Annotated in this window: 17 protein-coding genes; 5 read left to right on the top strand and 12 right to left on the bottom strand. The window is 45.4% G+C overall.

The genetic code is table 11. From position 1 onward, the window contains the following. From V7S65_RS31325 to nusG, 7 genes are all read right to left on the bottom strand, one after another. A partial coding sequence (locus V7S65_RS31325) for a condensation domain-containing protein (protein ID WP_336389495.1) occupies nucleotides 1–1,676 on the bottom strand: 1,676 nt, incomplete at its 3' end. A 40-nt stretch (nucleotides 1,677–1,716) separates the two neighbouring features. Next, nucleotides 1,717–2,934 carry a glycosyltransferase gene (locus tag V7S65_RS31330; protein ID WP_336389496.1) on the bottom strand — a complete coding sequence of 406 codons (1,218 nt, stop codon included), beginning with the start codon at nucleotides 2,932–2,934 and terminating at the stop codon, nucleotides 1,717–1,719. A 4-nt stretch (nucleotides 2,935–2,938) separates the two neighbouring features. Then, on the bottom strand, nucleotides 2,939–3,322 hold the full coding sequence (locus V7S65_RS31335; protein ID WP_111580714.1) for a hypothetical protein: 384 nt from the start codon (nucleotides 3,320–3,322) through the stop codon (nucleotides 2,939–2,941). After that, nucleotides 3,319–5,655: a penicillin acylase family protein gene (locus V7S65_RS31340; protein ID WP_336389497.1), complete on the bottom strand. Its 2,337-nt coding sequence runs from the start codon at nucleotides 5,653–5,655 to the stop codon at nucleotides 3,319–3,321. Before V7S65_RS31340 ends, V7S65_RS31335 begins: the two co-directional genes overlap by 4 nt. Nucleotides 5,656–5,665: 10 nt before the next feature. Then, the gene (locus tag V7S65_RS31345; protein WP_336389498.1) at nucleotides 5,666–11,938 is read right to left on the bottom strand and encodes an amino acid adenylation domain-containing protein; all 6,273 of its coding nucleotides are present in this window, start codon (nucleotides 11,936–11,938) and stop codon (nucleotides 5,666–5,668) included. A gap of 30 nt (nucleotides 11,939–11,968) precedes the next feature. Next, nucleotides 11,969–13,954: a carbamoyltransferase family protein gene (locus tag V7S65_RS31350; RefSeq protein WP_336389499.1), complete on the bottom strand. Its 1,986-nt coding sequence runs from the start codon at nucleotides 13,952–13,954 to the stop codon at nucleotides 11,969–11,971. A gap of 42 nt (nucleotides 13,955–13,996) precedes the next feature. Further along, nucleotides 13,997–14,512 carry a transcription termination/antitermination protein NusG gene (gene nusG / locus V7S65_RS31355; protein ID WP_111580718.1) on the bottom strand — a complete coding sequence of 172 codons (516 nt, stop codon included), beginning with the start codon at nucleotides 14,510–14,512 and terminating at the stop codon, nucleotides 13,997–13,999. Between the two features lie 791 nt (nucleotides 14,513–15,303). On the opposite strand from nusG, the gene V7S65_RS31360 reads away from it, so the two are divergent. Together V7S65_RS31360 and V7S65_RS31365 are read left to right on the top strand one after the other, a co-directional pair. Then, nucleotides 15,304–16,050 (top strand): alpha/beta fold hydrolase, encoded by a 747-nt coding sequence (locus V7S65_RS31360; protein ID WP_336389500.1) that lies wholly within the window; start codon nucleotides 15,304–15,306, stop codon nucleotides 16,048–16,050. Nucleotides 16,051–16,092: 42 nt separating this feature from the next. After that, on the top strand, nucleotides 16,093–17,010 hold the full coding sequence (locus tag V7S65_RS31365; protein ID WP_336389501.1) for a helix-turn-helix domain-containing protein: 918 nt from the start codon (nucleotides 16,093–16,095) through the stop codon (nucleotides 17,008–17,010). 30 nt (nucleotides 17,011–17,040) lie between these two features. Here the strand turns inward: V7S65_RS31365 and V7S65_RS31370 are convergent, their stop codons facing one another. Continuing rightward, a complete protein-coding gene (locus tag V7S65_RS31370; protein WP_336389502.1) occupies nucleotides 17,041–18,309 on the bottom strand; it encodes a glucuronyl esterase domain-containing protein in 1,269 nt (422 codons plus the stop codon). A gap of 275 nt (nucleotides 18,310–18,584) precedes the next feature. Between V7S65_RS31370 and V7S65_RS31375 the strand changes: the two genes are divergently transcribed. After that, nucleotides 18,585–19,256, top strand: coding sequence for a Crp/Fnr family transcriptional regulator (locus tag V7S65_RS31375; protein WP_336389503.1), 672 nt, complete (start codon nucleotides 18,585–18,587; stop codon nucleotides 19,254–19,256). Nucleotides 19,257–19,541: 285 nt separating this feature from the next. Here V7S65_RS31375 and V7S65_RS31380 read toward each other — a convergent pair whose 3' ends face one another. Together V7S65_RS31380 and V7S65_RS31385 are read right to left on the bottom strand one after the other, a co-directional pair. Next, entirely contained in the window at nucleotides 19,542–19,748 is a 207-nt protein-coding gene (locus V7S65_RS31380) for a hypothetical protein (protein WP_079472294.1), read from the bottom strand. A gap of 37 nt (nucleotides 19,749–19,785) precedes the next feature. Continuing rightward, a complete protein-coding gene (locus tag V7S65_RS31385) occupies nucleotides 19,786–20,544 on the bottom strand; it encodes a hypothetical protein (RefSeq protein ID WP_336389504.1) in 759 nt (252 codons plus the stop codon). Between the two features lie 164 nt (nucleotides 20,545–20,708). Between V7S65_RS31385 and V7S65_RS31390 the strand changes: the two genes are divergently transcribed. Further along, nucleotides 20,709–20,915, top strand: coding sequence for a hypothetical protein (locus tag V7S65_RS31390; protein WP_079472296.1), 207 nt, complete (start codon nucleotides 20,709–20,711; stop codon nucleotides 20,913–20,915). 295 nt (nucleotides 20,916–21,210) lie between these two features. Next, complete coding sequence (locus V7S65_RS31395; protein ID WP_336389505.1) at nucleotides 21,211–21,537, top strand: YegP family protein; 327 nt, start codon at nucleotides 21,211–21,213, stop codon at nucleotides 21,535–21,537. A 46-nt stretch (nucleotides 21,538–21,583) separates the two neighbouring features. Here V7S65_RS31395 and V7S65_RS31400 read toward each other — a convergent pair whose 3' ends face one another. Together V7S65_RS31400 and V7S65_RS31405 are read right to left on the bottom strand one after the other, a co-directional pair. Further along, a complete protein-coding gene (locus V7S65_RS31400; protein WP_079472298.1) occupies nucleotides 21,584–21,850 on the bottom strand; it encodes a hypothetical protein in 267 nt (88 codons plus the stop codon). Next, a complete protein-coding gene (locus tag V7S65_RS31405) occupies nucleotides 21,840–22,340 on the bottom strand; it encodes a hypothetical protein (protein WP_336389506.1) in 501 nt (166 codons plus the stop codon). The genes V7S65_RS31400 and V7S65_RS31405 overlap by 11 nt, the downstream gene beginning before the upstream one ends. Between the last annotated feature and the right edge of the window lie 35 nt (nucleotides 22,341–22,375).

Consider the following 22,375-nt stretch of genomic DNA (forward strand, 5'->3'; position numbering starts at 1 on the left):
GCCAGGCGACCGGATATTTCATCCAGCTCCCGGTAAGTAAAGTGGCTGTCTTTAAACACCAGCGCTGTTGCCTCCGGTTGTAAGGCCACCTGGCGCCGGAACAGTCCGGGCAGTGTTACTCCTCGTTCATAATCAACATCCGTATCGTTGAAAGTATGTAATAACTGCTGATGCTCTTCTTCAGACAAATAATCCAATGTATAGATGGCAGCATCCGGTGCTGCTATCAATCGCTGAAGCAGTGCCCGGAAATGATGAAACAACCGGTAAATCGCTGCTTCTTCATAAAGATCTGTATTGAATTCAATATTCAGGAACAAACCTTCTTTTGTATTATCGAAGGTAAATACGATGTCAAACTGACTGGTAGCGCGCAGGTCCTCCTTCATTACCGCAAAGTCAGTATTGGCACCACTTTCACTATGCTTATGGTCGTTATAAATCACCATTACATCAAAAACCGGCGAACGACTGGCATCTCTTTTCTTATTAAGCATTTCCACGAGCGTAGCAAAAGGAAGCTGGCTATGATGCATCGCATCTTTCAGCACCTGTTGCTGTAACTCCAGCAGTTGCTCAAAATTATGTGCCGGGTTAAGTTTTGTACGGATAGGGACTGTATTGATAAATAGCCCGATGACTTCCTGCAGGCTGGAAAAGTTTCTTTCTGCTACCACCGTTCCCAATACCAGGTCTTCATTACCCGTGTACCTGTACAATAAGGTATTTAACGCGGCCAGTAAACCTGTAAAATGAGAAACATTATGATGGCTAAAAAAACGTGCTGCCGCGATACTGAGACTTTCAGATATTTTGAAATACAAGTGCATGCCTGCACTGGTTTTTGTTGCCGGGCGGGTAGAAGGAAATAACTGTAACACGGGTAGTTCTCCGGCCAGTGTTTCTTCCCAGAACGCTTTTGTATGGTCCCAGTGCCCCTGCTCCAGTTTTTCCTGCTGCCATACCGCAAAATCCATGTAGTTGAATGCAGGCGGTTCAAAGGAAGGACTGTCGCCCTTTAGCCTCGCTTCATAAGTGATAAAAAAATCTTTCTTCAACACTTCCAGGGAAGCGCCATCAAAAATGATATGATGGATCAGTAATGACAAATAATGTTCCGTATCTCTTCTCCATATTTTCGCTTTTACCAGTGGCGCTTTAGTCAGGTCAAACACGTACATGCATTCCTGTGCCAATGCCTCTTTCACAGCGGCATCTGTAGCGCCGGACAAATCTCCGAAGGCAACCTGCACCGCTCCGCTGCTGATACGTTGCCGCACTTCACCCTTGTTATCCAGGAAAAAGGAGGTACTGAATGCTTCATGTCTTCCCAATACATCCTGTAACACCTGTTCCAACAGATCTGTTTTTACCTGCGCGCTGATCTCCATGATCAAAGGGATATTGTAAGACATGGAGGCCTGTTCATTCTGGCAGAGCAGCCAGACAGCCTGTTGTTGTGCTGAAAGAGGATAGTCGTCACGCTTCCCGGCCCGGAAGTTGAAATCATCTTCCACAGTGCGTTTTAGCAACTCCAGTAAACCTGGTTTATGCAATTTTATTTCATCCAGCAAGGCGATGCTCATCACCCCGGGATCAGCCTTTATTTTCAGATCATTTCCTTCGGTATATAGTTGAACATTCAGCTTTTTAAGCCTGTTTAGGAGATCAAACATAAAATTCTCTTGAATACTTAAGGGAAAAACAAATAATTATCTACGCTTTCATTAAAAGATGTTCTACAATATCCGCACCGGGGCATGATGCCTGTTTATACTGAAAGATCGTTTTCATCTTATGGATATTCTCTCCTATTTCCACACTGTTCAATACATCCATGATCAGTGAATACAGGAGGGATCCGGTAAGGCCATGAATAGGTGCAGACAATCCGAGACGATGATGCTGTACACGGACCGCGTTGGATGGCTGGTCGCGTGACAGCGGCAATACAATCATAGGCACACCATAATAAATACATTCTTTAATAGTACCCATGCCACCATGTGTAATGGCCAACACTGCATATTTCAGCACTTCTATCTGTGAAATCCACCTTACAACAGTTACATTTTCCGGCACCAGCGAAAAAGTCATTTCATCGAATTCCGGCCCCACAGAAAGAACCAGATGGTAATCACTCAGCTCTACATCTTTCATCACATCTATCATCTTCTGAAAAAAAGAGCGGCATACGTACTTATAGCTGATTGCCTGTGATCCCATAGATGCATAAATCAGTTTCCTGTTCCCTTTAATTTTATCTAAAGGAAGATGATCACCTTGTCCGCTTTCTGTTCTTACAGAAGGTCCTATATGATGAATATTCGGAGGAATGTGGTCAGTAGCGGTTTCCAGCTCACGCGGACAAGCGACCAGTTCACAGAAAGTATCAAAAGGCTGTACCAGGTCTTTTAATGTACTAAATACTGCCCCGGAGCTGAGCAGGAATTCTATAAACTTCATGCTTTCTTCGCCAGGGGCTTTCATGAACTCGTCCATACAATCTATGGCCGTTGTTACGCCCGCATCCCTTAAATAAGGCGTAAATACAACCGGCGATATTCCATACCTGTAGTATAACGCCAGCATATCTATCCGCAGAAAAGTACTTACAATAAACAGGTCGGCTTTGAGAGAAGCTATCAGTTCATCATACGCACCTTCGGCTATCTCCCATATGTGTGTATCATTACTGGTGGCTGTTCCCGGAATATTGGCATTTCTGCGCTTATAAGCTTCCCTGTATCCCTTTGGATATTTATCCAGGAAAATAGGATAAAAATCAAATCCCTGCTTTCTCACAAATACTTCATTATCGGCTATGCTCAGGTACAGCACTTCGTGTCCCCTGTCTTTTAACGACTGCGCCAGTGTGAATGTGGGAAGAATATGTCCTTCTTCTACATCCATGATAAAAACTATCTTTCCCATGAAATCAGATTATGACCGTTTCTTCCGGATTATTTTTTCGTTTATAATTCAACAGCCTTCCGATACAGAAAAAAGTATACATACACAACAGCGCTGTTATAACATTTACAGTAATCACCAATCCTATCCATCCCCACCACGGCATAACAAATTCGCTGAAATGCGCATATCCGGCGCCTATACGGCTCCGGTAAAAAAGCGCAAATCCTGTCGCAATCAATATTTCAGGAACAACAATATGCCCGAAAAAGGAACGCCTGAGCCCCCAACGCGGCAGCGAAAGCCACAGGCCTAACACACACCATACCGGTATCTGCCACCACCCGGGCAGCAGGAAGTGATTTACAACGATCAGGGCAAGTACAAAAAGGTAGGATAGGATTTTCATGGTTGCTGTTTAAAAGTAATCACTGCTGTTATCCCATATAGCTGATCAGCGGTATGCGGAAACTGCGTTTGATGCATTTTATTGGTTTTCCAGTCATCCAGCTGAAGGGCATAGTCCTTGTCATTCAACCGTCCCGTTTGCCCCAGGGCGTTTACCATCCACGATTGTATGCTGCCATCTTTCACCTGTATCAATGTTCTGATCACCGGATGTGCGCTATAATTTACATTAATGGTATTCTCACTGCCACCCACATCTTTTACAGGGATATCAAAGCCTGGCAACATGGTCATTTGCGGAATGGAAAAAGTATAGGGGTCGTGCGGTGCAATTTTATACAGTGAATCGGCATCATTCATCAGTTTATGGAAGTATATCCTGCTGCTGAAATTTTTCCCATTGTGGGTAACGGTGCTGTCGAGCAATAAAAAGTGCATAAACTGATCCATCGAGGGACTGGCCCATACGCCCAGTTTACCGGCTATATCCCAGCAATTCATCCGTACTGCCCTCCGGAAAATCCGGAAAAACACGGCTTCCCTCTTATCGGGCAGCAATTCCCCGTTCCAGCGGAGAAGTGCTTTCCAGTCAGATCCAAGCCTGGCCGTATCTGTATATTTCACCAGCAGGTGCCGGAGGTCATTTACTGCCAGGTCTGTCACATCTGTCTGCATCTTCCGCATATCTTCCCGGGTTATCTTTCCTTTACCTGCCAACAGCAGTTCATTGATCCGCTTAGGCCGGTACAGGTCGTCGAACCACCTGTTGGCATAATAATGATTGTCTTTTGCGGGTTGCTGATTAGCGGAAAAAAGATAGCCCTGCTGAGGGTTCAACGATGCCGGAAGTGAATCAAAGGGCAGGTATCCATATTCGGGAGACACTGTTCCGTCCAGCATTCCACCTTCATAAGCCGCTGGTTTAACAGGCATCCTGCCAGCGCATTGCATACCTACATTTCCATTCACATCCATGAAAGCAAAATTCTGGGAAGGATAATCATATTCCCGCAGGGATGCCCTGAAGCTGTTCCAGTCGGTGGCGCTATTCATCTTCCAGAAGGCCCTGATAGAATAATTGGATAATGCCGGGTGCCAGCGGGTAGCACAGGTAAACGCACCTTTTTTTGACACCGGTCCGAAAACAGTATAATTTACCGTGTGTATTACCGGTTGTTGTCCTTTAACAGCAATGGTGAATTTCCGCGTGGTCATCTTCTCCCATTGCCCGTTGAGCCAATAGCGGCTTGCATCCCGGGGATCTGTACGCAGCAGGTATTGTTCAGTAACATCCCATCCCCCGTTTGTAATTCCCCAGGCCACCTTTTCATTATGCCCGGTAAGCACAACAGGAACACCGGGAATAGTGAACCCATATATATTCATGCTATCGCTGTGCAACTGCACCTCATAAAAAATATTCGGGTTAGTAAGGAAAAGATGGAGATCATTGCACAGGAATGATTCCTGGTTGGCTGTTGCGGTTGGTCCTACTACCCAGTTATTGCTCCCCAGGCTGCTGTACACCGGCCTGGCAGCATAGGTATTTTTGCTTGCCTGGTCAAAAACCTTAGGCATGGCGGGGCCATTTTGTTTCATCGACAAAGGTGCAGGATGCACAGATGGAATAATTACCGGCTCGTTGTCCGGCGATTGCGGATAAAGGATCTCCTGTATGTGCCGCGGCAATTTGTCAAGGATTTCCTGCCGGCTGACATAATCATCGTAGTAAGACAAATCAAAGCTCAGGTACCATTGAATCAGCAGCGTATAATATGCTTTCCAGGGCTGAGGCGAATAACCCCAGCACAGGTAGGCGGGATCCCGCCGGTCTTTCCTTTCTGCATGTATATAATCGTTGATGCCCTGCGTATAGGCGTTCAGGTAACTGACAAGCCCGGGATCTGTTACAGACAGGCTATCCATTACCGCCAACGCTTTATTTTCTATCTCAAACGATTTCCATAACCGGTCAGATGGAATACCATCGGGGCCAATAATCTCAGACAATTTTCCCATTACGCTGTGGGCCAGTATCTCCATCTGGAAATAACGGTCACGCGCATGCATATAACCGGTAGCATAGGCCAGCGAATTATTATCTTTTCCGAAAATGTGAGGAATTCCTAACGAATCAATACTTACGGTGGCACCTGCAAATGGTATATTTAAAGTAGCCGTACTATCATACCGGTTGCCCTCCAGGCTTGCAATTCCGCCGTTGTAGTTAAGCGCCTGCTGCATGGCGTTTAGTCCGTGAAAATGCAGTGAGATGAAGATTACCCAGGCAATGGTAACAATCGTGACAATTATGGTTCCTATGATCCTTTTCATGTAATATCGCTTAAACTGAAAACTCCTCTTTGTTTTGTTGCTGGTCACTTGTTTCACCGTGGCGCATCCACCGGATGGCATCTATTATGTCTGCCAGTTCCGCAATGGTCATGCGTTTATACATGTCTCGGATACTTAGTTTTATGCCAAACTCCTGCATGATGCGGTGATTTGATTTTATGAGTAACATGCTGTTTCCTCCCAGGTCAAAGAAACTGTCGCCAACAGAAATGTTCGCTACGCCCAACAACTCTCCGAATATCTTTACCAGGGTTATTTCTGTTTCCGTACGCGGTGCTATAAAGGCCGTTCCTTTATTCATTTCAATACCGGCCAGGGTCAGCATTTTTTGCTTATCTATTTTACCGCTGGCGGTTAAGGGCATCTCCTCCAAACGGATGAATGCACCTGGTATCATGTACTCAGGCAATTGTTTCAGGAGTTGTTGCCTGACAGAAAGAAAATCGATGTCGGGCAGACACTTTAAATAAGCCTGCAACTGCTTTTCCTTATCCGTCTTTTCCTTTACCACTACAACAGCCAGTTCAATACCCGGCAATTGCCGGAGAGCCTGTTCAATTTCACCTGGTTCTATCCGGTAGCCACGTATCTTCACCTGGTCATCTGCACGACCGAGGTATTCGATATTACCATCCGGTAACCACCTGCCCAGATCCCCGGTGCGGTATAATCTGGTAGCACCGTTGCTGTTATATGGATTGTTCACGAAACGTTCTGTTGTAAGTGCCGGTTTATTCAGGTAGCCCCGTGCCACGCCCGGACCGCCTATATACAGTTCACCTGGCACGCCTACCGGTAAAAGATGCATGTTGCCATCCAGGATGTAGATGTGCATGTTAGGTACCGGTTTGCCAATTGTTGTTTTTCCATTCTCCAGTATCGGCTGTTTCGAAAAGCAGCCGCATACCGTTATTTCTGTTGGCCCGTAAGCATTTACCAGGCGGATATTCCTGGATTGGATCTCCAGACCGGCCTGCACATCTATGGCATCTCCTCCTGAAATAATAGTAGCAAAACTGCTGATGTCTTCTTTTAGCAACAATGGCTGAAAAGCAGGAGGCAGCAGTGTGGTGCTCAGGTGATGCTTATTGATAAGCGCGGCCAGTACTTCAACAGACAGCATCTCTTCCACAGAAGGTATCATTAAAAAGCCCCCGCTTAAAAGGGCACTGAATATTTCATAACAGGAGGCGTCAAAACTCAATGAAGCAAACTGCAGCATCCCCATGCCCGATTTGAGTTCCAGCAGGGAAATCTGCCCCAGTATGAAGTTCACCAAACCGGCATGCTCAATCATCACACCTTTAGGCTGACCGGTAGAACCGGAAGTGTAAATGATATACGCAAGATCTGAAGGCATTACTCCTGCCGGTAATAAATTTATGGCAGATGACACATTGGGTTCATCAACGAATATCTTACGGGTATGTATAAACGGAGATAAGACATCCCGGTATTTTTGCTGGGTGATCATCCATTCTGCATCCACATCGCTTAAAATATAGGATACCCTTGCTTCCGGATAAGTGGTATCTATGGGAACATATGCCGCCCCGGACTTCAGCACCGCCAGGATGGCGACGATCATTTCCGGGGAGCGGTCAATAAATACCGGCACCCTGCTTTCCCTGCCGCAGCCCTGTTCTACGAGGTAATGCGCCAGCAGGTTGCTTTGGTGATGCAGCTCACTATAAGTAAGTTTTTGGTGTTCAAATATAACAGCGGTAAGTTCTGGTGTGCGTTGTGCCTGTTCTGTAAACAGGTCCACCACTGTTTTATCCACCGGGTAAGCCGCAAAGGTATCATTGAAAGTAACCAGCAGTTCATGTTTTTCAGCAGCGGATAAATAACCGGCGGCATGAAGCGGGGCATCCGGTGAGTTGATCAGCGCATTTAACAGGTTGTTGAAATGTTCCATTAAACGGGTCATCTCTCTCTTCTCGTATATGTCGGTATTGAACTCCAGGTTCATCCTCAAATCATCTGTTCCTTCCCAGAATTCAAAGCTCAAATCAAACTTTGATGCGGTAGCTCCTTTATCGGTTACCTCAAGTGTACTGTCATTGTGATCTTCGTTCCGGTCGTGCTGGTTCTGGAGGATCATGCTAACATCAAACAACGGAGAGCGGCTCATGTCCCGCTTCAGGTGGAGTTCTTCCACCAGGCGGTCGAACGGGTACAGTTGATGTTCAAATGCCTGCAGGGTTACCTGCTTCACTTTTTGCAGAAGGGTAGTGAAGCTGTCGTTGCCATTGAAACGGGTACGCATCACCAGTGTATTGATATAAAACCCGATCTGGTTGTCCAATGCTGCGTGATCGCGCCCGGCTACGGGGCATCCGATGATAACATCTTCCTGGGCGGCATACCGGTAAAACAGCGCCTTCAGCGTTGCCAGCAGCGCCATAAACAAGGTCACGTTGTGCCGGCTGCACAGGTCACGCAGCGATTTTGTCTGTTCCCTGCCAAGCATAACAGAAAGCAGGCGGCCGTTATTGGTGAGGAATGATGGCCTTCCTTTGGCGGAGGGAAGGCTCAGTACCGGCAATTCACCCCGTAGTTGCTCCAGCCAGTAGTCGCGAAGTCCTGTCAATGTTTCCTGTCCCAGTTTCTCTTCTTTCCAGGCCACATAATCCTTATACTGGAAGTCCAGCGGCGGTACAACAGGAGTGGTACCAGCTGCATATGCAGTATAGTAGTCCATCATCTCTTTTTTCAATACTTCCATCGACCAGCCATCACTGACGATATGGTGAAGGGCATAATAAAAAAGATAGTGCCCGTTTGCCTGCAGGATCAGTCCTGCACGTAACAGCGGGCCGTTAGCGAGACTAAATGGTTTACGCGTTTCCGCTTCCATATAGGCGATAATGTCCGCATCCTCCAGTTCAGTACCGTCCTTGCTGTTTAAAATAAAAACCGTGTCTTCCACAGGCAATACCAGCTGCCGGAGTTCACCGGATTCATTCTCCCGGAATACTGTGCGCAGTATCTCATGCCGGGAGATCACCTGTAAGATGGCTTCCTCAAGATGTGATGGATTCACGGCTGTGGTGAATATCATTTTTCCGGAGAGATGATAGGCCCTGGAGTGCTCTTCCAGCTGACTTAAAGTCCAGATCCGACGTTGCCCGTCAGACACGGCATAATCTATATTTGTTGTAACCTTCCTGATTAGCTGATAAGGGGTAGCTGACTTCCCGGCTATTAATACCACATGCGAAGCGATGGTAGTATGTTCGAATAGTTCTGATACCGCCACGTTCACCTCAAACTCCCGCTGGTAACTGTTAACCAGTTGCATTATGTTCAGGCTATGTCCTCCCAGTTCAAAGAAGGAATCATGCATGCCTATCGCGGACCGCTGCAATAAAGTCCGCCATATTTGCAGCAGCTTTCTTTCCATATCAGAGGCTGGTACACTTTCATCCCCGTTGTTTGTTTGCAGGTGTTCACGAAAATCCGGTAAGGCAGCCTTATTGATTTTACCATTATGCAACAAAGGAAATTCGGTTACCGGCACCCATATATCCGGCACCATGTAAGCCGGTAATTTCCTTGCAAGAGATTGCCTGCGTTGCGGTATCGTATATTCACTATCTGCCTGGTATTTAATATATGCTACCAGCACAGGTATTTCCTGGTAAGCCTGCACTACTACAATACTATCTTCCACATCAGCAAAACCATTGATGGCTTTCTCTACTTCAGCAGCCTCTATGCGATATCCGCGATAATTCAGCTGCTCATCTTTTCTGCCTCTGAAAAAGATGTTTCCATCTTCGGATAAAATTCCAAGATCACCGGTCCTGTATAGTTTCTTATGGGCATATGCAATATGTTCCACAAACCGCTCTGCTGTGAGTGCCGGGTTATTAATATATTCCAGGGCCAGCCCTGCGCCGCCTAAGTAGATCTCCCCTTCTACACCAGCAGGTTGCAACTGCCGGGCATTATCGAGGATATATACTTCCCGGTTATGTATGGGCTTACCGATCGGGATCACTTTCTCTTGGCCGGTCACCTTATAGTAGGTAGCGCATACCGTACTTTCCGTAGGTCCGTAGGTGTTATAGATCGCGATATTGGCGCCGGTTATCCGGTCGATGTATTCCGGCTTCAGTATATCTCCCCCACTGATCAGTATTCTCAATGCAGCCGGTAATACAGATCCGTTTAAGAACTTCAGCACCCACGGATTTGTGCTGAACACCGTGATCTGTTCTTCTTCCAGTGTTCTCTTCACTTCTGAAAGATCTTTCCTGTCGCCGATAATATGCAAACGCCCACCGGTTCCCAGGATGGGAAAGATCTCTTCTACAGACGTATCAAAACTCAACGAAGCCTGTTGCAGCAATACGTCGTTATTGGTAAGTCTGAAATATGCTTTAAAAGTATGCACGTAATCAATCACGGAAGCATGCGATACGACTACACCTTTTGGAATACCGGTGGAACCGGAGGTATAGATGATATAACAAGGCATATCACCGGTTATCTTCGCCGCGAATTTATCCGGATCCGGGATCGTATATATTTCCTGCAGGTCCAGACACCTGGTATGAGACGTGTGCGTTAGCTTATGTTTAGTCGCTTCTGTTACCAGCATCAGGCTGCAACCTGCATCTTCGAGTATATCTGCGATGCGTTGTTCTGGCAGCTCAGGATCAAGCGGAATGTAGGCCACACCGGCCATTATGCTTCCCAGCATACCGGCAATAAAATCTGCAGAACGTGGCAGCAGCAAGGCTACCATTGCCTTATTCTCTTTGATATGATATTGTAATGCCGCCGCAATCCTGACGGCCTTATTATGCAATATTTCGTAAGTAATGGCACCGGTTTCTGCAGATATGGCGATGTGTTGCGGGTAAAGCGTCACCATCTGCTGCCACAATGCTGCAAAGCTTTGTTCTTTCCTTTCCTTTATCTCACCGGTAGTATATGGCAACAGGTTATTCAGGTCGGTTTCACTCAGTAATGCTATCTGGTTTATTTCCTTGTCCAGGCTCAATGGCAGGTCCGATATGATATGTTCCAGGCTACGGGCCAGCGACTGTATACCGGCCTTATCAAAGTAGCTGGTGTTATAAACAAATCTTACATCAAATCCTTCTGCGTGATAGTCTCTCAGGTATAATGCAAGTTTATCTGCCTCAGCATGATTGGAAAGTGCCACCGCGTGGGTGGCCAGTCCGCCGAAATCAGACGAAAAATCAAAATCTTCATAAGAGATCCTGATATCGTATAAGAGCTTGTTGAGTGGCAGTTTCAGGTCTTTTGCAAGCCGGCCGTACTGGTATCGCTGATGACGGAGAGAGGCCGACATCTTTTGTTTTACTTTACCCAGCACTTCCCGGAACGTATCATTCTCTTTAATAGAAAATTTTAAGGGAAGCAGGTTCATAAATACACCTGCAGTATGACGATAAATCTTTTTGGTGCGGTTCAGCACAGGCATCCCGATAGCTATTTCGTCCTGGCTTCTTGTTCTGCTGAAATATATCAGTAAGATGCTTAAAATAGTATGGAATACGGAGCACTTCTGTTCTTCTGCAAATTGTTCCAGCGCCTTTTTCACCGCGGCCGACAGGAATAAAGTATGGCTGTCCGCCTCACCGGTGTGGTTCTGGCGGTAATCAGGCAACAGTAGTTCCCCCGGCAGTTGTTCATATTCAGACAACCAGTATGCCCGGTCCTGGTCAGCTAATGCCGACTGGTAATAGGCTTCATCTTCCCCGGCATAATCGCTGTAGCGGTATACAGGAAGCGTTAAGTCCTGCTCCCTGATCAGTGCATCGTATACATCAGCCGTTTGATTAAGCAACAGTTTAAAAGACCATCCGTCACTGATCAGGTGATGTATTTTGGCATACCAGTAATGTTTCTCTTCACTGATCTTTAATAACTTAAAGAAAAATAAATAATTATTTTCTGTTTCAAATGCACGTGCAAAGTCTTCCCTCATCCATCCGGCTGCAGCCTGTTCCGGATCTTCTACCGCGGAAAAGTCGATCAGTGCCGCCTCATAACCATCTACCGCTTCTCCGGTTTCACAGATCAGTTCCCCTGCCGATCCATTAAACAGGGAGGCATAGGCTTCCTGTGAGCGGAGCATATTACGGATCGCTTCGTGAAAAACCGGGTAGGACAATGCACCTTCCAGGGAGGCATAACCACCAATATTATATTTTGAAGAAGTCCCGGAAATCAGTTGATCCAGCCAGATGAGTTGTTGGGAAACCGTTGGAGTATATTTCATAAATAATAACGTATCAGGTTACACGAAAATTCAGGCCGGGCTTAATACGATCATCCGCCTGTTCCACAAGTCCCTGATTTCTTTTTTCATCGTGTCGGCTTGCTGCTGATCCGCACCGGAAGCGGCTATCAGGTCTTTCACGGTAGTGCTGCCATCGGCAGCAGATAACAATTGAAACAGCGCCGCTGACAGTTTTCCCTTTTTATCGTTAAATGAATTCTCCATAGAAAAGGCAGGTAGTGTCTTCCATTCGCCGGACCAGCTGTAGGTTTCGGCTTTCAGTAATCGCGTGTAATGCGGCAATGAAAGGTATAGTGTATCCAACAAATCGTCCGTCCTACCCTTTTTTGATACCAGGTAGTCACCGACTACGAGGTAGTCCAGTTCTGTGGTAAGATAGGATACTACGGCGTCGTCTACAGAATCAACAATGGGTTCCGCATTATTATTAAACGACGTATTCAGTACCACCGGGGTTCCTGTTTTTTCCTTAAAGTGACGGATCACGTCCCAATATCTGCGGTTATGTTGTTTAGATACCGTTTGCACCCGCGCGGAGCCATCAACGTGCGTTACCGCGCCCAGCAGGTCGCGGTAACGTTCCCGTACATTGATCACAAATATCATGTAGGGCAGCTCTTTATTATTTGAAGGGAGTTCAAAATATTCGTCTGCATCTTCTTCCATTACTGAGGGAGCGAAAGGCCGGTATCCTTCCCGCATTTTCACGATGAGGTTGATGCGTTCTTTGTTGGCTGCGGGTCTTGGATCAGCAAGAATACTGCGGTTGCCCAGCGCTCTGGGTGCAAACTCTGCGCGGCCCTGTACCCATCCGATTACATGACCATCCGCCAGCAGTCCGGCAGCGGTAGCAGAAGGATCATCTGTTCTAGTGAAGCTGACCAGGTTTTCCCAGCGCTTCAGAGATGTTTCCACGGTTTCAATGGTACCAGTTTTAGAACCCAGGTATAAATTTTCGAGGGGGAATCTTAAGGGATTGATTTCATATTTAAAATACGTTGCCAATGCAGAACCAATAGGCAATCCGCTGTCGCTGGCCGCGGGGTACACAAACATATTCTGCACCATTCCGGAGTTCACCAGCTTCCCGTTTAAAGTACAATTAAGCGCTACGCCACCTGCCATACATAAATTCGTATGCCCGGTAACATTAGTATAATGCTTCACGATATGAAAAACTATCTTCTCCAGCATCTCCTGTAGTCCAGCTGCAATGTCCTGGTGTATCTTTGTAAAACCAGACATCTTATCACGGGCGGGGCATACAGCCCGGAGTTTAGCCATTTCGTGATGATGCAGGAGATAATTTCCTTCCGGCAACAACGTATAACACTGGTCAAACAATTTCCTGTAGGTAGCAGGGTTGCCGTAGGGCGCCAGTCCCATTACTTTGTATTCATCAAAGTTGCTGAACCCAAGCATAAAAGTAACATCTGAATAGAGATGCCCTAATGATTGCTCCAGGTTAAAGGTATGCAACAGGGAAAGAGTATTTTTGCTGCCTTTATAAACAGAGCCGGTATAACTTCCGCCGGCACCGTCAATAGTGAGCACGAGGCTTTCTTCAAAAGGGGAAGGATAGAACGCCGTTACCGCATGCGCGTAATGATGTTCCATCAACTCAATCTGATGCGGAGCAATCTTATGACTGAACTCCTGTTGCAGCAAGTCCGATAAAAAGGCTTTTGCATTTGTACCGGATGGACGTCCAATAAATCCGTCCAGCATAGCATTCATACTTTCCTCTGACTCACTGAAAGTAAAGTAGTCTACCTGGTCAATTGAACATCCGCAAATATCCAGGCATGCCTTAGCTGCCATCAACGGCAGCTTGTTGGTGTGTTTGATCCTGTTCAGGCGTTCTTCTTCAAAGGCGGCTATCAACCGGCCATTGTGTACCAGCGCAGCTGCTGCATCATGGAAATTACCTTCCCGTAATTCACTATGACGCTCATGAATACGGGCAAGGCTTCCGCTCAAACCTAACACTAACATATTTCGATAATTATTGGTAAATGAAAATAAAGGGGAATCAGGTTAAAGCATAGGAGCAGCAGCGAGGAAATTCAATGGCATGTCTATCACAATATTCCGTTGCAACAATAGAATACGCACGAGCATTTTTTGTCTTCCGTTATCGCGGACGACTTCACATGAAAGTCCTCTGAGAGGACCATCTGTAACAACAACCTGTTGCCCGGGTTTAAATGGATCATAAGATACTTCAATACCCGATCCGTTTTCCAGGGCAAGTTTGATATTGCTGATAATTTCGGGGCTTACTTTCGCTATTTGCTTTCCCAGCTTCACATATCCGCATACTCCTTCCAGTTGAATACTGCTATAGAATTCGTCCATATTGGTGACATATACGAAGATGTAAGAAGGGAATAGCGGTTCATAGAGTATTTTCTGCCGATCCTTCCATTGCCGTTTTACTTTGTTAACAGGAAGATAAAATTGGGTACCTCTCTCAGACAGTAAGATGCTGACTTTCTTCTCCTGGCGGGGCCTCGTGTAAATGAGGTGCCAGGCTGGGCTAAAGTGAATCATTGCTATACATGATTTTTTCCCTGCAGGAATGACCAATGGTTATAAAATAATGAGAATAGTTTATCACTGTTACGGCCACGACAGCAACAAGTGCATAGGGTTCTTAGAAAATACTAAAGGAGCAGATAGAGCTATCGCTACTTTGGGTTACATTCAAGTAAGAACAAAGCAATTTTTGTATGTATTCTATTGATGAAAAATAACAGATCAAAGCAGTGGTAAAGGCTCTAATCAATCGGGAAACTTTTTTTTAATAGGGCGATTCTTGTGGAATCTTTTGATCTGAAACGGGATGTAGTAATACAACTAACTTTTACTATCGGATAGTGCTGGCATAAACAATATTTTTTGGTTAACTATTTAAACCGCTCCTGACAATATTAGGAATTATTTTTAAATAAAACAATAGAGGGAAATTTTTTTAGCTTTTTTTTCAGACAAGGTCTGATAGTAGTCTCTATAAGACCTGTACTGGTAACTCATCTGCATTTTTATTTCTCATTGTAACTAATGCATTTACATCTTTTTTCTAAGCGCCCGGTCACTTTCCTGTTTTCAATGTTATTAAATTATTAACAAAATAAGAAGACGTATTTAACAGATAGAGGATGATATTTTTCTCCACACTTCATTTGAGAGCAGGATGCCTGACTATCCATATATCATCCGCTAACGGCATAACCTTCTCCCATCTCACATTTTGTTACAACTAAAGCAGATACGGTTAGGTCCGGCATCCGGCTATTCCTGAATTTTGTAATCTCAAACAATTTATTTCAATTAAACATTGTATGAAAAAATTAATTTTCATTTTAAGCATGACCATCTCTTCGTTCGCGTACGGACAGCAACACCAACCCCGTACTTTCCTCTTCGTTCCCGGTGCATGGGACGGTGGCTGGGATTATGCAAAAGTAGATTCCATTCTAAGCGCACATGGCGACATCGTTTACCGGCCAACACTTACAGGCCTTGGAGAAAAGGTTCATCTCTCTAACCCTGATATCAACCTGACCACCTACATCAATGATATACTGAACGTGATCAGGTTCGAGAATCTGCATAATGTCATCCTTGTAGGTCATAGTTATGGCGGCATGGTCATTTCAGGCGTGGCAGAACAGGTACCTGAGCGTATCAAACAGCTGATTTACCTGGATGCGATGGTACCTGAAAACGGAGAAAGTGCAAAAGACGTATGCGGTGACCTCTGGGAGCCAATGGTCAGGGGCAACATCAAAAACAACATGGTGCTTTATCCTTTCGGCCCGGCAAAGCTTGTTCCGCCTATGGATGTGCCGCAACCATTGAATACCTTTATCGAACCGCTGCAGATCAGCAATCCAATGGTTAAAAAGATTCCAACAGCCTTTCTCCAGATGACGAAAGACGGTAAGGGAAGTCCGGAACACGATAAAATGGGAATATTGAAAGCCAGGGCAAGAAAGTGGAAAATCTATACCCTTGAAGGCGGACACTACTCCATGCGTGAGCAACCGGAAAACCTGGTAAAAAAGCTGGAAGAGATCGTACAGTAATAGCCTGCGGCAGTCGTTAAACATTTATCAGTAACTTAGGATATGGAAAACAGGGTGATCCACAGGATAAAAACGATCAGTGAATACCATAAGGTAATGGGACTTCCCAAGCCGGAACATCCACTGATCAGCGTTGTCGATTACGGGGCCATACAACTCCCCTGCAAGGCCAGTATGGGTTTCGTGTTCGACTTTTATTCCATCCTTATCGACAGGGATTTTAAAGGCAATATGAAATACGGGCAGCAGTCGGGCGACTTCGAGGAAGGCGTACTTTTTTTCATGGCGCCAGGTCAGGTGTTTGAAGTGGGTCTTGCAGAAGCGGAAAACACCAACCGCTCTGGCCGGGTATTACTCATCCATCCCGATTTTCTATGGAAAACCACGTTGGCAAAGAAAATCAGGCAATATGACTTTTTCAGCTATTCTGTCAATGAGGCGCTTTTCCTGTCGGATAAAGAAGAAAAGTCGATCCTTGCCATCATGGAAGGCATGGTGCAGGAGTACCGTAATAACATTGACAAATTCAGCGACACCGTAATCATTGCGCAACTGGAACTGCTTTTGACATATGCGGAACGGTTTTACCAGCGACAATTCATTACCCGCAAAAAATATAGCCATACGATCCTTGACCGCTTAGAATCCTTACTGGATGAATACTTCAATAGCGACCGGCTATCCATAGAAGGAATACCCACCGTTAAATATGTGGCCTCCTCATTGAATGTCTCTGCAGGATACCTCAGCAATTTACTGAAAGTCCTGACCGGTAAAAGCACACAACACTACCTCCAGGACAGGCTGATTGAACATGCGAAGACGCAACTATCCACGACGAGTCAGTCTGTGAGTGAAATTGCATATGGATTGGGTTTTGAGCACCCGCAGTCATTCAGCAGGCTGTTCAAGGCAAGGACTAACTTGTCGCCTTTAGCGTTCAGGGAAAAGTTCAATTGAGGCCAGGAGTGCGGTTGCCAATACTATTTGTTACTTATTGAAGAACCAGTTTGCAAAACGTATGTATTGATCCCAGTCGTAGGGCGTTATGGCATGTTCGCCTTCCCGGAGATGATACCCGATCACACCATCGCCAACCGGCTGGCTGATACCCGGCGGAACAGGTGTGCTTAATCCTTTCAAACCATACAGTGCATATACCGGGGTGGCATACCATCCGGATAAGTATTCTCCCAATGGGTCTGCCCACTGGTCTTGCGAAGCGCTGGCTATATATACCGGCCGCGGCGCTATTAATGCAATTAATTCGTGGAAATCTACCGGTAATTCATCTTCTTTATCGTTATACTTTTTAAAATTCCCGCAAAACCAGTGCGGGAATGCCTTATTCATTACGGCAATGGTTTCACCGTATTTCCTTCTCGTAATGGCTGCCCCTCCCTCTCCCGAATTATTGGAAATCACCATAGCAAATCGCTGATCCTGCGCGCCGGCCCAAAGCGCCGTTTTACCTAAACGGGAATGCCCCATCACTATCACTTTTTTTGCATCAATATCACCGTCTGTTTCCATGTAATCGAGCACCCGGCTTAAACCCCAGGCCCATACACCTATGGCGCCCCATTCATCTGCAGCAGGTTCTTTTTGCTCTTTCATATAAAACAAAGGAGCCACACCTGCATTCACGCTATTCACACTATCCGGCTGAAGATCGCCATAATACACAGTAGCTACCCCATACCCTGCCGCAATAATCTTTTCAACGCACCAATCGTTGCTTTGTACGCCACGTGAAGCTGCTGTTCCCAAATGATTTTTATAGGCAGGCTCAGTGGCATATTTAACCCACCGTTTTGAAATAAGTACGCCCGTATCGGCATTCACAACCTGGTTACCTCCAAAGTTCAATCCCACAAACACTGGCACAGGCTTGTTCTTTTTATTTGGCAGGTAGAGTAAAATATCCATGTAATATTTTTCGTTCCGCGAAAAATATACCCGCACCTGTTTCCGGGTAGCTGTTCCATTTAATGCATTATGACTAACCGATAATGGTACAAACCTCAATGGGATATTCTTTACAGGAGTTTTGCCCTGAACATTCTTTTCAAATAATGCTGTTATTTCCGGCCGGCGGATCTTCTCCCAATCTGCCACCGTATTTATCTCTTTACCTGATTGCGTACGCAACACATCCGGCAAATGGTAATCAACCGCTGTCTCATTTGGATGTTGAGCAAAGCAGGCAGGAAGAATTGCCAGCTGTATAAGAAAGCTTAGTATAGTTTTTGGGTTCATGTGCTATAAATTATCCGGGTAAGATAATAATCATACAAAGCAATTAATAGTGTATTACTCCAATTTACAAAGAAATGATCGAACAACTATCCTGCACCTTCACGTGGCAAGACCCTGGCAATCGTCTTTTCATCTTCTGAGCAATTAAATATATTTCCATCATCTCTTCTTGTTAGTTTTTATGAAAAAGTTTAATTTACTGGTATAGCTGGTTGTCATTAGCATCATCACCCCATATCCACGGCAATGGATCATTTCCAAACATACGCATTGCTATGAAAAGAAAGCATCGTGGCACAAAGGTGCTGCATATGGTTAACTCCATGTCGCCAGAGGTTCAGCATTATTTTGAGATAATGTTCAACGACTTAAAAGTACATCACCCGTTTTTCTCAGACGCATTAAAAAACGCCATTATCGATAGCTGTGAAGTATTCTCTTTTAAGAGGAATGATATCCTGCTGGACTATGGCGAAACCTGCAGGTACTGCTATTTTTGCATTAAAGGACTGGTTACGGGAAGATATATAAAAGATGGTGCTGAAAAGGCCAAGTGGTTCTTTGCAGAACATGATATGATTATTTCGGTAAAGAGTTTTTTTAACCAGGTAGCCAGTTTGGATAAGCTGGTTGCCAAGGAGCCTACTATATGCCTGGCCATACCATGGAAAAAACTGGAAACTATTTATGAGGAATATCCCGAATTCAATAAGATAGGCAGGAAACTAACGGAGTACTACTATGAGCTTGCGGAAGAGAGAGCCATGTGGATCAATTATGACGCGGAAGGACGTTACCACCTGCTTTTTAAAGCCTACCCTAAACTGGCAAACCGGATATCGGATACGGATCTGTCGTCCTATCTCGGTATTACCCGGCAGTATTTAAGTACTATCAGGAAGCACCGCATAAATAAGTATAACCAGATTCCGGGGCAGCGGTTATAAGCCCGGAAAATTGTCATATATCTTAACAATCTTCTTAAACCAGCCTCCTAATTTTGGGGAAGCAAAAGTCGCCCGGCTGCATTCAGCATCTCCTTATGCATATTCTATGTTTCTTAACCTCAAAATAAATTGTTCATGATTACCCAAACCAAACAAGCACCATACTGATTATTACCGTTAGCGGCAGCCAGCTGTAAAAAGCCCCCCGCATGCCTGCGGGGGACTCTCAAAACTGTTCTGAATTGTTGCAACTTTCCTCAGAACAGGTAGCAGAGGGTGTTCCTGCTACTCATTTTTAACAGCGGCCTGGCTTACACCTGTCATGATGCTGCCTGCTACTGCTAATACCTGGGCTACTTCCCCTACTATAGACGGGAGTTGTAGTGGTAACCCTATCACTGCTGCTGCCAGCGCAGTGAGAATGAGCCCTATGTTGCGCACCTTCACAAAGAAAGGTGGTGTGGGGGCAATTAACCGGTTTACTAATTCCATACAGGATTTGTTTTAAAGGGTGAAAAATTACGCATCCTTAAACGCTGGCGGATACCGCCACCACCTTCATGGAGTTGTATGTACCGTTGGACAGCTTGTAAGGCTTTCCATTTACCACCTGTATAAACTCAATACTGAGTGCCAGGAACATGGGGAACGTGCTGTTCGGAGAAACGGAGGCCGTGAGTTTCAGCGGAGCGGTATTATTGCTATCCAGTACCAATACTTCGCTGCTAACCAATGCACTTTCATACTTACCGCCTGTAAAGTCGATAGCACTAACGCCACAGGTGATAATGAAGTGCGTTGCACCATCCGGAGATTGAATGCCTTCCACCGGCTTGAAGGCCGGCAGCTCTATTGTTCCGGTGCCGGCAACGCGATCAATGTTAGCCGTTAAGGGAGCAAAGAGTGACGTATCCATCAAACTATTCATATTAAACTCAAAGTTTTCAATGAACCCGATTTCTCCATCAATTACATTCCGCAAGCCGCGATCGCTGGTAGCATCTGCCTTTACCACTTTTACAAACTCTTTCGTGAGGCGGGGGGTAGCCCCTTTATCCGCTGTGTTTTTTATCATATCACGGAAAGATGTGCGAAGCAATTTACTGGCTTTACCAGCGCGACCAAACTCCTGGCCGTTTTCGCGGGTGCGTTTGAAGGCCGGGTCGTTGGAGATCCGGGCTCCTGATACGCCAGATCTTTTTCTGACGGCGTATCCACGCTTTGTTTTATAAAACGATAGGTTTTCGATTGCGCCATCAAACTGTAGCAATCCATCTTGTTTACTCATAATTAAAATATTTTTTCTGAAAGAATAGGCAGTTTCTATAGCTATGCCTGTTAAGCTTTTCCATCTGATCAGACAGGGTTGTACTTCGAAATACAAGACGAAATTATTCACTGGCAGAAGTGTGGAAAAACAAACCCGCCGCTTTTGCCGCTTTTTGTATAATTATGCCGAAAAACGTTCCTAAGAGGATGGTGATCTACACCAAAGACATTCAAAACATCATGGGAAAGAGCGAACGCTCTGCCAGAGAACTCATGCAGAAAATCCGGCTGATGTTTGGAAAGCTGGAATGGCAGTACATTTCAGTGGCTGAATTTTGTGAATACTCCGGACTGGATGAGGAGGAAGTGAGGGAGTTCATGGACGGGTAGTTTGGTATCCTAAGTGTATGGGGAGTGTATGGGAAGTGTATTGTGAGTGTATGGTGAGAGTATAGGGAGTGTATGGGGACTGTATAGGGAGTACGACGCATAGACGAGTCCTAAGTATCTGAGAAGTATCCAAGAAGTATGCGACAAGTATCAGAGGGGTTACGCAATAAACTGAATCAAAAAGCTATTTTAAAAATTATTAAAATCTCAAAAATCATTCTGCTGGGTTAAACAATTCCACCTCCGGCTGGTTATTGTTCAGGTATTCTTTCATTCATTTAAACACCAACATGTTATGGGAAAATTTATCATCAAAACAGCCAAAGACGGCCAGAACTACTTTGTTTTGAAAGCCGGCAATGGCGAAGCAATTTTATCCAGTGAGATGTACACCACCAAAGCAGCCTGCAACAACGGCATTGAGTCTGTTAAAGCTAACGCACCTAATGATAGTCGTTATGAAAAACTAACGGCTAAAAACGGGCAGTTTTATTTCACACTCAAAGCCGGAAATAGCCAGGTTATCGGTACCAGTGAAATGTATACTACTTCCTCCAGCAGGGATGGTGGTATTGAATCCGTTAAAAGTAATGCTCCCGGAGCAAGCGTTACAGAGGAATAAAAAAAATAAAGGGCTGCCACGGATACACTGGGTAGCCCTTGCATATTCACTTTTCACCGTCCCTGAAAACAGCGCTGAACAAACTATTGACAAGCTCCTCTCCTATGCCGCGGATCATCTTCTTTTCCGCTTTACTTAACGCCGGTATCAACCTACCATCAACAAGCCTATCGCTGCCCCGCAACTTCCTGTAAAAAGTTGGCGCGCCATAGTTACATTCCTCGCAAACGCGCTCCCTGAAAAGAACAGGTAACTTAGAGAACTCCGTATGCAACTCCAGTAATAAGTTTTTCTTTTGGGTTTCAATATTCATAAAGTACAGTTGAAAAGTGATGGTTTATTTTAGCGATACTAATCCGTTCTTCTATCTCCAGAGAATGCAGCGTCAGGAAAAAGGTCCGGAAGTAATTGCCGGTAATAGCAGCGATAGTTCCGTCTATCCCCTTATCCCCGTCAACCAGTATTTCAATGTACTGATCAAGCGCAGCTACCAACTCATCTAATTCAATACCCGCCTGGAAACTCGACAACTCATACAGATCGCTTTCCAGCTCAGCTACCAGCTCCCTGGTCAGGTCTTCTGCATTGGCTCTTTCCAGCGCACCCTTGATGTTAAAAGCGGCTGTAGCGGTGGTTCTGAAGACGGTATAGAACGCCATGAACTCAGCCCGCTGACCTGGGGACCAATTATTAGCGGAGGTACTGCCGATAACGTTGCATAGTTCGTTTTCGACTAGTTCTATGAAGCCTGCGGAGGTGCCACAGGCAGTGATGCGGGTTAAGATGGTTAAGAGATTTTCCATAACAGATATATTTTAGGATAATTAAATAGCACTAG

The organism is Chitinophaga sp. CCNWYY40, assembly GCF_037483205.1.
In the GTDB taxonomy this organism is placed as follows: Bacteria; Bacteroidota; Bacteroidia; order Chitinophagales; family Chitinophagaceae; genus Chitinophaga; species Chitinophaga ginsengisegetis.